The sequence below is a fragment of the Phreatobacter sp. genome (assembly GCF_051860605.1).
Lineage (GTDB): Bacteria > Pseudomonadota > Alphaproteobacteria > Rhizobiales > Phreatobacteraceae > Phreatobacter.
Map to the genome: position 1 here is coordinate 224,032 of NZ_JBHYDR010000003.1, position 14,947 is coordinate 238,978.

Sequence of the window (14,947 nt, forward strand, 5' to 3'; positions counted from 1 at the left end):
CAATTCCGACACAGATGACATGAACCCGAAACGCGTCCCGCCGATGGTCCGCGATGGCCGGAAGCTGTCCAGAGGCTGGGATTCCGGGTCTTGAGACGGCGTTTGCGCAGGAGTATGCCGCATGAAATCCCGCCTTGCCCTCGCGATCATGGCGGGGATGGTGGTTCTTGCTCCCGTGGCCGCGGCGGCACTGGATCAGATCGGCATCCCGGAATGCGACCGGTTCATCTCCCGGTACGAGGCCTGCGTGACCACCAAGGTGCCGGCGACCCATCGCGTCACCTTCTCGCAGCAGGTGGCCCAGCTCAGGACAAGCTGGCGGGCGCTGGCGGAAAATCCTGACAACCGCGCGCAACTCGAGCAGATCTGCCGCACCCAGGGCGCCCAGATGCGGCGGGGGCTTGAGCCTTTCGGCTGCGAGTTCTGACGGTATTGCTGCTGCGACGGCCACGGGGCCCCGCTACCGCAAGAGCAGGCTGCGCCAGCGCCCCGGCGACAGGCCGAAGGCGCTGCGGAACTGCCGTGTCATATGGCTCTGGTCGGCAAAGCCCGCGGCGTGGGCGGCCTCTGCCAGCCCCGCCCCGCCGATGATGGCCGCGCGCGCCGCATCGAGCCGGCGCATGGTCAGGTAGCGATAGGGGCTGGTGCCGAAGCGTAGCCTGAACTGCCTTGCCAGTTGCCACCGATCCATGCCGCCGACAGCCTCCAGTTGGCAGGATGTGACGACGCGCTGCCTGCCGGCCTCGAGATAGTCGCGCACCCGGTCGATGGCCGGGCCGTCCACCTTCGGGCAGGCCGGATGAAGGGCATCGTCGGCGACCGCCGCGAGGCTCCTCGCAAGCGCGAGGACGATCTGGTCGGCCTCCAGCGGCTCAGGCTCGCGGTCGATCGCGGCCAGCATGCGCGCTGCGGCCGATACCACGCGCGCGTCGGAGGTGACCGGGCTGGCGATGAATGGCAGGCCGGGCCCGCCGCCGAGGCCGGCGAGCGCTGCCCCGATCAGCCGCGGCTCCACATAGGCCATGCGATAGGCAAAGGCCGGCCCGCCGCCGCAGCGGCCGTCATGGACCTCGTCGGGATGCAGGACGATAGCCTGCCCGGCAAGGCTGTCCCGGCCCGATCCGCGATAGGTGAAGCTCTGCACGCCGGACAGCGTGACGCCGATGGCATAGGTGTCGTGCCGGTGCGGGTCATAGGCATGGCCTGTGAAGCAGGCCTCGATCCGCTCGATGCCGGCGCAGAACGGCGCCGTGCGAATGCCGTTCACCGGCGGGCCGCACGATCGTTCAAGACCCACCCCCGCAAAGGACCCAAGGATGGCGTCAGGCCCCGCTTCGAGGCCTGCGTCAAGACCACGATGGCCATCATCTGCGAGGCGTGCCGTGCCGACCGACATGCGTTTCGATACCAAGTTTGCCATCGCCGTGCGAGACGATCTCGCCATCTGGCAGAAGCTCAATGTCACGGCGTTCCTGGCCGGGGGGCTTGCGGGAACCGAGCCTGACCTTGTCGGCGAGCCCTATCGTGATGCCTCCGACCGGGTCTATCGGCGCCTGGTTCGCCAGCCGATCCTCGTCTTCGTCGCCGGCCGGGACGAGCTTGCCGCGGCCCAGCGACGGGCCCGGGACCGCGGACTGCTGCCGGCCATCTACACGCAGGAGATGTTTGCCACGGGCCACGATCTTGCCAACCGGGCCGCCGTCGCGGCGGTCGGGACCGACGGCCTCGACCTCGTTGGCCTCGGCCTGTTCGGCGACCGGAAGGATGTGGACAAGGCCCTGAAGGGCCTGCGGCTGCACCCGTGAGCGGGTGATCCGGTCAGCGCCGGCAGGAGGCCGCGACCCGGCTGCGGATATCGGCGATGCCTTCCAGTTCGAAGGTGCCCTCGAAGCGCCAGCGGCGGGACCCCTCCATGCGGATGGCAATCTGGCCGGTGGCCGGCAGCGCGCGCAAAAAATCCTGAACGTCGCCCGAGAAGTTCGCCGTCCGGTAGTCGCGCGACACGGTCCAGAGGTCGCCCGGCACCAGCCGGTTGCCGACCCGCACGGTCACGAAGGAGGTGAAGCTGTTGGCGATGGGAATCTCGCGGGTCACCGACAGACCGGCCCGGTCATCGTCGCAGGTCACCTGCAGGATGAGGCTCTGCTCGTCGTCCCAGGGCTCGACGGGCCGCTGCGTCGCCTTGAGCGAACCTCCCGGTCCCGCCTCGATCTGCCAGCGGCCGACAGCGGCGGGGCCCTGTCCGCCCGCCTGCGCGTTCCCTGACTGGCCGCGCGCCAGGGCATCGAAACAGGCCAGCCGATCGGCATCCGCGCTGATGGCCGTGCAGCGTCTCAGGCCTTCCGAAACATCGCCGTCCGCCGCCCCCGCCGGAAGGGTCGTCAGGCCGAGGACAAGGACAAGCGTGGCAACGCACATGCGGAACATCATCCACGACGTAGCTACCCGCCGGCTGTTGGCAACCGGACAATTGGCCGCAGGCAATTGCAGGTTTCCGGTCATCCGATCACCTTGCCCGGATTCATGATGCCTTGCGGGTCCACAGCCTGCTTCAGCCCCGCCATCAGCGCGAGGGCGGCGTCACCGTGTTCGGCGCGCATATAGGCCATCTTGCCCTGGCCGATGCCGTGCTCGCCCGTGCAGGTGCCGCCCATGGCGAGCGCGCGTTCGACGATGCGCCCCATGAACGCCTTGCACCGGGCGACATCCTCCGGATCGGTCTCGTCCATCAGCGGCAGGACGTGGAAATTGCCGTCGCCGACATGGCCGACAATCGGTGCGACAAGGCCCGTCGCCTCGATGTCGCGCTTGGTCTCGTCGATGCAGTCGGCCAGGCGCGACAGCGGCACGCAGACGTCCGATGACTGGCCCTTCGCACCGGGCTTCAGCGCCATGGCCGCCCAGTAGGCGTCATGGCGGGCCTGCCAGAGGCGCGTTCGGTCCTCGGCCCTGGCGGCCCACTGGAAGTCGCCGCCGCCGCAATCGTCCGAGATCGCCCGGAACCGTTCGACCTGCTCGGCGACGCCGGCCTCCGTGCCGTGGAACTCGACCAGCAGAAGCGGGCTCTCGGGCAGGGTCAGCTTCGAATAGGCATTGACCGCGCGGACCTGCACCTCGTCGAGCAATTCGATGCGGGCCAGGGGAATGCCGGTCTGGATGGCGAGGATGGTGGCATCGGCCGCCGCCCGTACCGTGGGGAAGGAGCAGGTGGCGGCCGAAATGGCCTCAGGGATACCGTGCAGGCGCAGGGTGATCCGGGTGATGATGCCGAGCGTCCCCTCCGAGCCGACGAACAGGCGGGTGAGATCGTAGCCGGCCGAGGACTTGCGCGCCCGCCGCCCGGTCTCGATGACCTCGCCCGAGGGCAGCACCACCTGCAGCGCCACGACATTGTCGCGCATCGTGCCGTAGCGCACCGCATTGGTGCCGGACGCCCGCGTCGCGGCCATGCCTCCGATCGAGGCATCGGCACCGGGGTCGATGGGGAAGAACAGGCCCATGTCGCGCAGGTGCTCGTTCAGCTGTTTGCGGGTGACGCCGGGTTCGACCACGACGTCGAGATCCTCGGCATGCACCGCGATGATCGCCTTCATCGACGAGGTGTCGACGGAGATGCCGCCGAAGGGTGCATTGACATGGCCCTCCAGCGAGGAGCCCGTGCCGAAGGGAATGACCGGCACGCCATGGGTGGCGGCAATGCGCATGACGTCCACGCAGTCGTCCACGGTCTCGGCGAAGACGACGACGTCCGGCGGCTCGTTCGGGATCCAGGTCAGGGTGTGGGCGTGCTGCCGCCTGACTGCCTCCGATGTCACGGTGCGATTGCCGAAACGGGCCTGGAGGGCGCGGATGGCGGTGGACAGCGTGGCTTCGGTCGGGCGCTGGAAGGCGGGCATGGGCGGGCAGGTCCTGCTGGCATCCGGCCGTGGGCCGGTAGGGCCGGCACCATAGCCCCGCGGCCCGGACGGCAAAAGGGCGGCGGATTGCTCCGCCGCCCCTGGCTTGGCCTCGAGGGAGCCGGGACCGATGCGATCAGTAGCGCAGGCGGCGCTCGCACTCGCGGCGCAGGGTCGGACGCTCGCTGGCGCAGAGCATGCTGGTGGTGGCGGGGTTCTGCGGCACCACGTTGCGGACGGGCACCGGCAGGTTCGGGAGGTCGGGCGTCACGATGGTCAGCATATGGTCGCCGCCGCCACCACCGCCGCCGCCGCCACGGGCTTCGGCAAGGCCGGTCATGGCAGCGGACAGGCCGATCGCGAGGGTCGCGGCGAGAGCGAGGGACTTCAGGCTGATGAGCTTCGACATGATGGCATTCTCCTCTGGATGATTGGGGGTAGCCTCGGCCGCCCCTGGACACGCTTCTGTCGCGCACTGAATGCCTTTGGTTCATTTCGTCCGCCATTTTTTTGGCTTTCTTCCTTTTGTCCGTTTTTTCGGCGGCTCCTTTGATTCCCCTGTCAGGCCGGCCCCATGCGCCGGGAGACGCGCGGGAAACGAAAAGGGGCGGCAGGTTTCCCTGCCGCCCCTTTTGCGGGTTGCGAAAATGCGGGCGCGATCAGCGGTAGAAGGACACCCGCTCGCAGACCTCGCGGCGGACGCGCGCGTCGAACCAGCACTCTGTGACACCCTCGCGGGCGCCGGCCGAGGTGCCGCCACGGCCGCGGCCGGGGTGGGTGGGGGCGGCAACGAAATTGTCGAGGGCGCCACCGGCGCCTCCGCCGCCACCACCACCGCCGCCACCACTGCGGGCCTCGGCGAGACCGGAGAACCCGGCGGCAAGCGCGAGAGCGAGGGCGCCGGCAACGGCAAATCGACGGGAATGGGACATGTCAGAACTCCTTGGGCTCGTGCATCCATCGGATGCGGGGATGCCCATGAGTGGCCCGAGCCGCGGCAAAGGTTCAGCACGCCCGGAGGCACGCCGTCCCGGCCAGCCCGCCCGAGCGCCGCGACGGGTCAAGGATTCGCGCGCGCGAGGAACCGGCTGGGGGAGAAAATCTTCGAAACGGATCGAACCGGATGGCGCCTCGCCGCGACACATCCTCGAACGGGGCAGACGCCCCACCAACCCGCCTCTCGAGGAGACTTCACATGACCCGCATGAAGACCCTGGCTCTCGCCACCGTTGCCGCCCTGTCGCTCGCCGTCGTCGCGGCCCCGAAGGCCGAAGCTGCTCCGTTTCCGTGGCGCGGTTTCGTTGCCGGCGCGGTGATCGGCACCACGCTCGGCGCCGTTGCCGCCCATGGCGCCTATGCCCGCGGCCACTACGGCTACGGCTACGGTGACTGCTTCATGACCCGCCGCTGGATCGACACCCCCTACGGCCCGGCCCTGCGCCGCGTCCGCGTCTGCCACTGATCGGTCCCTCCGTCCCGATCGGAAGCCTGGAACCCCGGCCCTCGCGGCCGGGGTTCTTGGCTTTTTGGGCGCGAGCTGCGCGGCCGGGCCGGCGCCACTCACATGTGGATCGCCCGCTTGTCGACGGCGAGCGCCGCCTCCTTCACCGCCTCCGACATGGTCGGATGGGCGTGGGTGGACCGGGCCAGGTCCTCGGCCGATCCGCCGAACTCCATCAGCACCACGGCCTCGTGGATCATCTCGCCGGCGCCGGCACCAACGATGTGAACGCCCAGCACCCGGTCGGTGACGGCATCGGCCAGAACCTTCACGAAGCCTTCTGTCGTGCGGTTGGCGCGGGCGCGGCCATTGGCAGTGAAGGGGAACTTGCCGACATTATAGGCGATGCCGGCGGCCTTCAGGTCCTCCTCGGACTTGCCGACGGTCGCCACCTCCGGGAACGTGTAGATCACGCCCGGAATGCAATCATAGTTCACATGGCCAGGCTTGCCGGCGATGATCTCGGCCACCGCGATGCCCTCGTCCTCGGCCTTGTGAGCCAGCATGGGACCGCGCACGACATCGCCGATGGCGTAGATGCCGGGGACGCTGGTCGCGAAATGGTGGTCGATGACGACGCGACCGCGCTCCATGGCGACACCGACCGCCTCCAGGCCGAGGCCCTCGGTGTAGGGGCGGCGGCCGATGGCGACCAGCACCACGTCCGCCTCCACGGTCGCCGCCTCGCCGCCCGCGGCGGGCTCCACGGTAAGCGTGACGCCCTTCTTGGAGGTCTTCGCGCCGGTGACCTTCGAGGCAAGCTGGAAGGTCATGCCCTGCTTGCCCAGCATGCGCTGGAACTGCTTGGCCACCTCGGCATCCGTGCCGGGCAGGATGCGGTCGAGATATTCGATGACATGGACGTCCGAGCCGAGGCGGCGCCAGACCGAGCCGAGTTCGAGGCCGATGACGCCGGCGCCGATGACGACCAGCTTGCCCGGCACCTTGGCGAGTTCCAGCGCGCCGGTGGAGGAGACGATCTGCTTCTCGTCGATGGCAACGCCCGGCAGCGGCGCAACCTCCGAGCCGGTGGCGATCACGATGGCCTTCGCCTCCAGTTCGCTCGACTTGCCGTCTTCCGCCGCAACCGAGACCTTGCCCAGCGCGGTGATGGTGCCGAGGCCGAAATGCTGGTCGATCTTGTGCTTCTTCATCAGGAAGGCGACGCCGTTGACGTTCGCGTCCACCGTCTCCTGCTTGTGGACCATCATCTGCTTCAGGTTCAGCTTCGGCTCCGGAATGTCGATGCCGAAGGCCTTGAAGCCGTGGCCGGCCTCGTCGAACAGTTCCGAGGCGTGGAGCAGCGCCTTGGACGGGATGCAGCCGATGTTGAGGCAGGTGCCGCCGTGGGTCTTGCGCTTCTCCACGACCGCCACCTTGAGGCCCAGCTGGGCGGCGCGGATGGCGCAGACATAGCCACCGGGGCCGGTGCCGATGACGACGAGATCGTAGGACATCAATGTCTCCGAAGGTCTGGCGTGGCGGCGCTCAGCGCCCGCCGGAAATGGTGAGGAGGGAGCCCGTGCAGTAGGAGGCTTCCGCCGACAGGAGCCACAGCACCGCGCCCGCGACCTCGTCGGGCTCGCCGATGCGCTGCATGGGGATGGTCGGGCGGATGCGCTCGACCCGGCCGGGATCGCCGCTCGCCTCGTGGATGTCGGTGGTGATCATGCCGGGGCGCACCGCATTGACGCGAATGCCCTCCAGCGCGACCTCTTTGGAAAGGCCCACGGTGAAGCTGTCGATGGCACCCTTGGAGGCGGCGTAGTCCACATATTCGTTCGGGCTGCCGAGCACGGACGCGATCGAGGAGACGTTGACGATCGCACCGCCCTTGCCGCCGCGCCTGGTGGACATGCGCCGCACCGCCTCGCGGGCGCACAGGATGGCCCCCGTCACGTTGATGGCGAAGAGCCGCTGCAGCCGCTCGATCGTATAGTCCTCGACCCGGCCCGAGCGCGAGACGATGCCGGCATTGTTGACGAGGCCGGCCAGCGTGCCCATGCGGTCGGCGGCGGCGAAGATGTGCTCGATATCGGCCTCGACCGACACGTCACCCCGGCAGGCAACCGCCCGCCCCCCGGCCGCGATGATGGTGGAGACGACCTCGGTCGCGGCCTCCACGTTGGAGGCATAGTTGACCACCACCTGGTAGCCGGCGGCGGCCGCCCTCAGGGCACAGGCGCGGCCGATCCCGCGCGAGGCACCAGTGACGATCACGACTCCCATGGGCATAGTGGCTCCTCCGGGCAAGCTCCTCAGGCGCCGCCCCGCCGATCACCGGCCGGACAGCAGGGCGTCACAGGTCCATGACCAGCCGCGCCGGATCCTCCAGGCTTTCCTTGACGCGCACGAGGAAGGTCACCGCCTCCTTGCCGTCGACGATCCGGTGATCGTAGGAGAGCGCCAGATACATCATCGGCCGGATCTCGATCTTGCCGCCGACCACCATCGGGCGGTCCTGGATCTTGTGCATGCCGAGGATGCCGGATTGCGGCGCGTTGAGGATCGGCGTCGACATCAGCGAACCATAGACGCCGCCGTTCGAGATGGTGAAGGTGCCGCCCTGCATCTCATCGATGGTCAGCTTGCCGTCGCGGGCCCGGCGGCCGAAATCGGCGATGGTCTTCTCGACCTCGGCGATGCCCATGCGGTCGGCGTCGCGCACCACCGGCACGACCAGGCCCTTGTCGGTGCCGACCGCCACGCCGACGTGGCAGAAGTTCTTGTAGACGATGTCGGCGCCGTCGATCTCGGCATTGACCGCCGGGATTTCCTTCAGCGCCTGCACGCAGGCCTTCACGAAGAAGCCCATGAAGCCGAGCTTCACGCCGTGCTTCTTCTCGAACAGGTCCTTGTACTGGTTCCTGAGCGTCATGACCGCGCCCATGTCCACCTCGTTGAAGGTGGTCAGCATGGCGGCGGTGTTCTGGGCATCCTTCAGGCGCCGGGCGATGGTCTGGCGCAGGCGCGTCATCTTCACGCGCTCCTCGCGCGCGGCATCCTCGGCCGGGGCGGCCGGACGGGCTGCGGCGGCCGTGGCCGGCGCGGGCGCAGCCGCAGCGCCAGTGGCAATCGCCGCCAGCATGTCGCCCTTGGTGACGCGGCCATCCTTGCCGGTGCCCGGCACATTCGCCGGACTGACGCCGCTCTCCGCGGCGATGCGGCCGACCGCCGGCCCGTGATCGGCCGATGCGGCCTTGGCAGGTTCCGGCTTGGCGGGCGCAGGCTTGGCCGGCTCGGATTTTGCGGGGGCGGCAGGCTTGGCCTCGGCCTTCGCAGGAGCCGCCGCCGCAGCGGCGCCTTCCGTGATCTGGCCGAGGAGCGCGGAGACGCCGACGGTGGCGCCGGTCTCCGCGACGATCTCGGCAAGCGTGCCCGACGACGGCGCCGGCACTTCCAGCGTCACCTTGTCGGTTTCCAGCTCGACCAGCGGCTCATCCTGCCTGACAGCCTCGCCGGGCTTCTTGAACCACTTGGCGACGGTCGCCTCGGTGACGGATTCGCCGAGCGTCGGAACGCGGATTTCGGTGGGCATCTGAACTCTCGTCCTTGATGGAAGCGGTCTGCCCGGCCGGCCGGCCGGGCCGGATCAGGCGAAGGCCTCGTCGAGGAAGGCCTGGAGCTGGGCATTGTGCTTCGATGCCAGGCCGGTTGCGGTGGCAGCCGAGGCCGGGCGGCCGACATAGCGGGGACGCTTCACCTTGACGCCTGCCGTGCCGAGCACCCATTCCAGATAGGGCTCCACGAAGGTCCAGGAGCCCATGTTCTTGGGTTCCTCCTGGCACCAGACGATGTCGGCATTCTTGAAGCGCGACAGCTCGTGAGCCAGCGCCTTGAGCGGGAACGGATAGAGCTGCTCGACGCGCATCAGGTAGACGTCGTCGATGCCGCGCCGGATGCGGTCCTCGTAGAGATCGTAATAGACCTTGCCGGTGCACAGGACGACCCGCCGGATCTTCTTGTCGTCGACCAGCTTGGTTTCCTGGTTCGGCAGGATCTGCGCATCGTCCCACAGCACACGGTGGAACGAGGTGCCGGCCTCCAGTTCGTCGAGCCGCGAGACGCAGCGCTTGTGGCGCAGCAGCGACTTCGGCGTCATCAGGATCAGCGGCTTGCGGATCTCGCGCTTCAGCTGGCGGCGCAGGATGTGGAAATAGTTGGCCGGGGTCGAGCAGTTGGCCACCTGCATGTTGTCCTCGGCGCACATCTGCAGGAAGCGCTCCAGACGGGCGGAGGAATGCTCGGGCCCCTGCCCCTCGTAGCCGTGCGGCAGCAGGCAGACGAGCCCGGAGAGTCTGAGCCACTTGCGCTCGCCCGACGAAATGAACTGGTCGAAGACCACCTGCGCGCCGTTGGCGAAGTCGCCGAACTGGCCTTCCCACATGACGAGAGCATTGGGCTCGGAGAGCGAATAGCCGTATTCGTAGCCGAGCACGGCTTCCTCCGAGAGCATCGAGTTGATGACCTCGTACTTGCCCTGCCCCTCGCGGATGTTGTTGAGCGGGGTGTAGCGGGCCTCGGTCTCCTGGTCGATCAGCACCGAATGGCGCTGCGAGAAGGTGCCGCGCTCGCAATCCTGGCCCGACAGGCGCACGCGCAGCCCCTCGTCGACCAGCGTGCCATAGGCCAGCGCCTCGGCCGTCGCCCAGTCGATGCCCTCGCCGGTCTCGATCATCTTCATGCGGTTGTCCATGAAGCGCTGGATCGTGCGGTGCGCAGCGAAGCCCTTGGGCACCGTGGTGATCGCCTGGCCGATACGCTTCAGCACCTCGCGATCGACACCAGATGCGCCGCGGCGCGGATCGTCATCCGACGACAGGCCGGCCGTCAGGCCTGCCCACTTGCCGTCGAGCCAGTCGGCCTTGTTGGGCTTGTAGGACTGCCCGGCCTCCATCTCGGCGTCGAGGCGCTGGCGCCAGTCCGCCTTCATCTTGTCGATCTCGGCCTCGGTGACGACGCCATCGGCCACCAGCTTCCTGGAATAGGTGTCGAGCGTCGTCGGGAGCGAGCGGATCTTCTTGTACATGAGCGGCTGGGTGAAGGCCGGCTCGTCGCCCTCGTTGTGCCCGAAGCGGCGGTAGCACCACATGTCGATGACCACCGGCTTCTGGAACTTCTGGCGGAACTCGGTCGCAACCTTGGCCGCGAAGACCACCGCTTCGGGATCGTCGCCGTTCACGTGGAAGATCGGCGCCTCGACCATCTTCGCCACGTCGGACGGATAGGGCGAGGAGCGCGAATAGCGCGGATAGGTGGTGAAGCCGATCTGGTTGTTGATGATGAAGTGGATCGAGCCGCCGGTGCGGTGACCCTTCAGGCCCGACAGGCCGAAACATTCGGCGACCACGCCCTGGCCGGCAAAGGCGGCGTCGCCGTGGATGAGCAGCGGCAGCACGGCCGTGCGGTCCTCCGGCGTGCAGCCATGCTGGTCCTGCTTGGCGCGCACCTTGCCCAGCACCACCGGGTTGACGATCTCGAGGTGCGAAGGATTGGGCGTCAGCGACAGGTGGACCCGGTTGCCGTCGAACTCCCGGTCCGAGGAGGCACCGAGGTGATATTTCACGTCGCCCGAGCCCTCCACCTCGTCGGGGGCGAAGGAGCCGCCCTTGAACTCGTGGAACAGCGCGCGGTGGGGCTTGCCCATGACCTGGGTGAGGGTGTTGAGGCGGCCGCGATGAGCCATGCCCATCACGATCTCCTTCACGCCCAGATTGCCGCCGCGCTTGATGATCTGCTCGAGCGCCGGGATCATGCTCTCGCCGCCATCGAGGCCGAAGCGCTTGGTGCCGGTGTAGCGGACATCGAGGAACTTCTCGAAGCCCTCGGCCTCCACCAGCTTCTGGAGGATGGCGCGCTTGCCCGCCTTGGTGAAGGTGATCTCCTTGTCGGGCCCCTCGATCCGCTCCTGGATCCAGCTCTTCTGGGCCGGATCGGAGATGTGCATGAACTCCACGCCGAGCGTCTGGCAATAGGTGCGCTCGAGGATGCCGACCATCTCGCGAATGGTGGCGAACTCCAGCCCCAGAACGTGGTCGATGAAGATCTTGCGGTCGAAATCGGCGTCGGTGAAGCCATAGGAGCGCGGATCGAGCTCCTCATGGGTCTTGGCCGGGTCGAGGCCGAGCGGATCGAGATTGGCGTGAAGGTGGCCACGCATCCGGTAGGCGCGGATCAGCATCAGCGCGCGCACGGAATCGCGGGTGGCCTGAAGCACCTGCTCTGAGGTGATCTCGGCTCCGGCCGCGGCGGTGGCCGCCTTGGCCTTCAGCTTGTCGCCGATCACCTTCTCGACCGCAGCCCAGTTGCCGTCGAACGCGGAGATCAGTTCGCCATTGGCGGCGATCGGCCAGTTCGCCCGCGCCCAGGAGGGCCCGGAGGCATTGCGCGCGACATCCGCCTTGTCGTCGCCGAGGGACCTGAAGAAGGCCTGCCACTCGGCGTCCACCGAGGCCGGGTTCTCCTCGTAACGCGCATAGAGGTCCTCGATATAGGCCGCATTGCCGCCGTAGAGGAAAGAGGTGAGCGCGATGGTCTCGTCTTGGCGTGCCATGATCGGTTCCTGCATCGTCGGGTCCGCGCGGCGCGGCCCCTCGGGTCGGCGCTGTTTTCGGGCGCCTTTCAAGAGCGCCTTCTCGCGGTGGAAATCGGCCGCGACGGGGCCGATTTCAAGGCAAACTCAGCGCTTCTTCAGCACCTCGACCAGGGTCTTGCCGAGGCGGGCGGGGGACGGCGAGACACGAATTCCGGCCGCTTCCATGGCCGCGATCTTGTCCTCGGCACCGCCCTTGCCGCCCGAGATGATGGCACCGGCATGGCCCATGCGGCGGCCGGGAGGGGCCGTGCGGCCGGCGATGAAGCCGACCATCGGCTTCTTGCGGCCACGCTTCGCCTCGTCGCGGATGAACTGGGCGGCGTCCTCCTCGGCCGAGCCGCCGATCTCGCCGATCATGACGATGGATTCGGTCTTCGGATCGGCCAGGAACATTTCCAGCATGTCGATGAACTCGGTGCCCTTCACCGGATCGCCGCCGATGCCGACAGCCGTGGTCTGGCCGAGGCCCTCGCTGGTGGTCTGGAACACCGCCTCATAGGTCAGCGTGCCCGAGCGCGACACGATGCCGACAGAGCCCTTGCGGAAGATGTTGGCCGGCATGATGCCGATCTTGCTCTCGCCGGCTGTGACGACACCGGGGCAGTTCGGCCCGATCAGGCGCGATTTCGAGCCCTCCAGCGAGCGCTTCACGCGGATCATGTCCTGAACCGGAATGCCCTCGGTGATGCAGACGATCAGCGGAATCTGCGCGTCGATCGCCTCGCAGATGGCATCCGCCGCGCCCGGCGGCGGCACATAGATGACGGAGGCATCGGCGCCGGTCGCATCGCGCGCCTCGGCGACCGTCTCGAAGACCGGCAGGTTCAGGTGGGTCTGGCCACCCTTGCCCGGTGCCACGCCACCGACGACCTTGGTGCCATAGGCGATGGCCTGCTCCGAATGGAACGTGCCGTTCTTGCCCGTGAAGCCCTGGGTGATGACCTTGGTCTTCTTGCTGATCAGGATGGACATTCACTGCTCCTCTGCGGGGCCGGCAAGCCGCGCGCTGAACTCAATCGGGCCCGGCCCGCTCCTGCAGGGCATCCGCGCGCGGAGGATGACCCTCCGGCCCGGCGCCCCGGAGAGCGTCGCGTCAGACCTTGCAGGGCCGACGCGACGCGCCCGTGTCACTTCTTGCCCTTGGCCGGCTTGGCGGCGGCCTTGGACGTCTTGGTGGCGGCGGCAGCCTTGGCCGGAGCCGCAGCCTTGGCAGCTTTCGCAGGAGCGGCGGCAGCCTTCGCGGGAGCCTTGGCCGCAGCAGCCTTGGCCGGAGCAGCCTTGGCAGGGGCCTTGGCGGCTTTCGCGGGAGCGGCAGCCTTTGCCGGAGCAGCGGCCTTGGCAGCCTTTGCCGGAGCGGCGGCCTTCGCAGCAGCGGCCTTCGCAGGGGACTTCGCAGCCGGAGCCTTGGCCGACTTCGCCGGAGCCGCAGCAGCCTTCGCAGCGGCAGCCTTCGGTGCCTTGGCCGGAGCCGGTGCCTTGGCCGGAGCCGGTGCCTTGGCAGCGGAGGCCTTGGCAGCGGAGGCCTTGGCAGCGGCGGCCTTGGGAGCGGCAGCCTTGGGGGCAGCAGCTTTCGGGGCCTTGGCCGGCGCCTTGGAGGTGGACTTGGACGCAGACTTGGTACCCGTAGCCTTGGATGCTGCCTTTGCCATTGTGTTCCTCTCTTTTGACGTGGCAGCCGGCATTTTCGCCGGGTTCTTCGACGGTTTTGACGGCGCAGGGCCGCCTTTTCCGCCGTTCTTCACGGCAGCGACGATTTTCTGGGCGGCATCGTCCAGATCGTCGGCCGGAATCACGTTGAGACCGGAAGAGCGGATGATCTCCTTGCCCTCTTCCACATTGGTGCCTTCAAGGCGCACCACCAGCGGCACCTCGAGCCCAACGGTGCGCACGGCCGCGATCACGCCGCGCGCGATGACGTCGCACTTCATGATGCCGCCGAAGATGTTGACCAGAATGCCCTTCACGTTCGGGTCGGCGGTGATGATCTTGAAGGCCGCCGTGACCTTTTCCTCGGAGGCGCCGCCGCCGACATCGAGGAAGTTCGCCGGCTCCTCTCCGTAGAGCTTGATGATGTCGAGGGTCGCCATGGCGAGGCCCGCGCCGTTGACCATGCAGCCGATCGTGCCGTCGAGCGCGATATAGGCGAGGTCGAACTTGGAGGCCTCGATCTCCTTCTCGTCCTCCTCGGTCAGGTCGCGCAGCGCCATGACGTCGGGGTGGCGATAGAGCGCGTTGGAATCGAAGGAGACCTTGGCGTCGAGCACCTTCAGCTTGCTGTCCTTGGTGACGATCAGCGGGTTGATCTCGAGCATCGCCATGTCCTTGGCGACGAAGGCCTTGTAGAGGACGCCGGCGACCGCTTCGGCCTGGCGCGCGAGGTCGCCGGTCAGGCCGAGCGTCCTGGCGATGGTGCGGCCGTGATGCGGCATGAAGCCGGTGGCCGGATCGACGGAGAAGGTCTTGATCTTCTCCGGGCTGTCATGGGCCACTGCCTCGATGTCCATGCCGCCCTCCGTCGACACGACGAAGGCCACGCGGCCGGTCTCGCGGTCGACCAGCATGGAGAGGTAGAATTCCTTCGCGATGTCCGAGCCGTCCTCGATGTAGAGGCGGTTGACCTGCTTGCCCGCCGGGCCGGTCTGGATCGTCACCAGCGTCGCGCCGAGCATCTGCTTTGCGAAGGCTTCCACCTCCTCCACCGAGCGCGCCAGCCTGACGCCGCCCTTCTCGCCGGCCGACTTCTCCTTGAAGGAGCCCTTGCCGCGGCCGCCGGCGTGGATCTGCGACTTCACCACCCAGAGCGGGCCGCCCAGTTTCTTCGCCGCCTCGCGCGCTTCCGACGGCTTGAAGATGGCGATGCCGCTGGAGACCGGCGCACCGAACTCCTTGAGCAGGGCCTTCGCCTGGTATTCGTGGATGTTCATCTCATGCCCTCAGTTCGGTGGTCGTCGCCTG

13 protein-coding genes and 1 pseudogene are annotated in these 14,947 nt (G+C 67.9%); 3 read left to right on the forward strand and 11 right to left on the reverse strand.

Translation table 11 applies throughout. From position 1 onward, the window contains the following. The first annotated feature begins 121 nt into the window (after window positions 1-121). Entirely contained in the window at window positions 122-427 is a 306-nt protein-coding gene (locus tag ACTIFS_RS06580) for a hypothetical protein (RefSeq protein ID WP_439573259.1), read from the forward strand. 33 nt (window positions 428-460) lie between these two features. Here ACTIFS_RS06580 and ACTIFS_RS06585 read toward each other — a convergent pair whose 3' ends face one another. Continuing rightward, entirely contained in the window at window positions 461-1,267 is an 807-nt protein-coding gene (locus ACTIFS_RS06585; protein ID WP_439573260.1) for an AraC family transcriptional regulator, read from the reverse strand. A 115-nt stretch (window positions 1,268-1,382) separates the two neighbouring features. Between ACTIFS_RS06585 and ACTIFS_RS06590 the strand changes: the two genes are divergently transcribed. Continuing rightward, a complete protein-coding gene (locus ACTIFS_RS06590; RefSeq protein ID WP_439573261.1) occupies window positions 1,383-1,805 on the forward strand; it encodes a DUF2000 family protein in 423 nt (140 codons plus the stop codon). A 13-nt stretch (window positions 1,806-1,818) separates the two neighbouring features. Here the strand turns inward: ACTIFS_RS06590 and ACTIFS_RS06595 are convergent, their stop codons facing one another. From ACTIFS_RS06595 to ACTIFS_RS06610, 4 genes are all read right to left on the reverse strand, one after another. After that, complete coding sequence (locus ACTIFS_RS06595) at window positions 1,819-2,502, reverse strand: hypothetical protein (protein WP_439573262.1); 684 nt, start codon at window positions 2,500-2,502, stop codon at window positions 1,819-1,821. Further along, window positions 2,499-3,896: an FAD-binding oxidoreductase gene (locus ACTIFS_RS06600; protein WP_439573263.1), complete on the reverse strand. Its 1,398-nt coding sequence runs from the start codon at window positions 3,894-3,896 to the stop codon at window positions 2,499-2,501. The genes ACTIFS_RS06595 and ACTIFS_RS06600 overlap by 4 nt, the downstream gene beginning before the upstream one ends. 136 nt (window positions 3,897-4,032) lie before the next feature. Next, window positions 4,033-4,305 (reverse strand): hypothetical protein, encoded by a 273-nt coding sequence (locus tag ACTIFS_RS06605; RefSeq protein ID WP_439573264.1) that lies wholly within the window; start codon window positions 4,303-4,305, stop codon window positions 4,033-4,035. 250 nt (window positions 4,306-4,555) lie between these two features. Beyond that, window positions 4,556-4,828: a hypothetical protein gene (locus ACTIFS_RS06610; RefSeq protein ID WP_439573265.1), complete on the reverse strand. Its 273-nt coding sequence runs from the start codon at window positions 4,826-4,828 to the stop codon at window positions 4,556-4,558. A 263-nt stretch (window positions 4,829-5,091) separates the two neighbouring features. Here ACTIFS_RS06610 and ACTIFS_RS06615 point away from each other — a divergent pair, with 263 nt between their 5' ends. Then, complete coding sequence (locus ACTIFS_RS06615) at window positions 5,092-5,358, forward strand: hypothetical protein (protein WP_439573266.1); 267 nt, start codon at window positions 5,092-5,094, stop codon at window positions 5,356-5,358. 98 nt (window positions 5,359-5,456) lie between these two features. Here the strand turns inward: ACTIFS_RS06615 and lpdA are convergent, their stop codons facing one another. From lpdA to sucC, 6 genes and pseudogenes are all read right to left on the reverse strand, one after another. Continuing rightward, window positions 5,457-6,854 (reverse strand): dihydrolipoyl dehydrogenase, encoded by a 1,398-nt coding sequence (lpdA, locus tag ACTIFS_RS06620; protein WP_439573267.1) that lies wholly within the window; start codon window positions 6,852-6,854, stop codon window positions 5,457-5,459. A 31-nt stretch (window positions 6,855-6,885) separates the two neighbouring features. Next, window positions 6,886-7,632, reverse strand: a complete 747-nt coding sequence (locus tag ACTIFS_RS06625; RefSeq protein WP_439573268.1) for an SDR family oxidoreductase — start codon at window positions 7,630-7,632, stop codon at window positions 6,886-6,888. 64 nt (window positions 7,633-7,696) lie between these two features. Further along, entirely contained in the window at window positions 7,697-8,935 is a 1,239-nt protein-coding gene (gene odhB, locus ACTIFS_RS06630) for a 2-oxoglutarate dehydrogenase complex dihydrolipoyllysine-residue succinyltransferase (RefSeq protein ID WP_439573269.1), read from the reverse strand. Between the two features lie 54 nt (window positions 8,936-8,989). Further along, window positions 8,990-11,950: a 2-oxoglutarate dehydrogenase E1 component gene (locus tag ACTIFS_RS06635; RefSeq protein WP_439573270.1), complete on the reverse strand. Its 2,961-nt coding sequence runs from the start codon at window positions 11,948-11,950 to the stop codon at window positions 8,990-8,992. 126 nt (window positions 11,951-12,076) lie between these two features. Beyond that, a complete protein-coding gene (sucD, locus tag ACTIFS_RS06640) occupies window positions 12,077-12,964 on the reverse strand; it encodes a succinate--CoA ligase subunit alpha (RefSeq protein WP_439573271.1) in 888 nt (295 codons plus the stop codon). 764 nt (window positions 12,965-13,728) lie between these two features. Further along, window positions 13,729-14,916, reverse strand: a pseudogene (gene sucC, locus ACTIFS_RS06645) (ADP-forming succinate--CoA ligase subunit beta); the annotation flags it as partial. Between the last annotated feature and the right edge of the window lie 31 nt (window positions 14,917-14,947).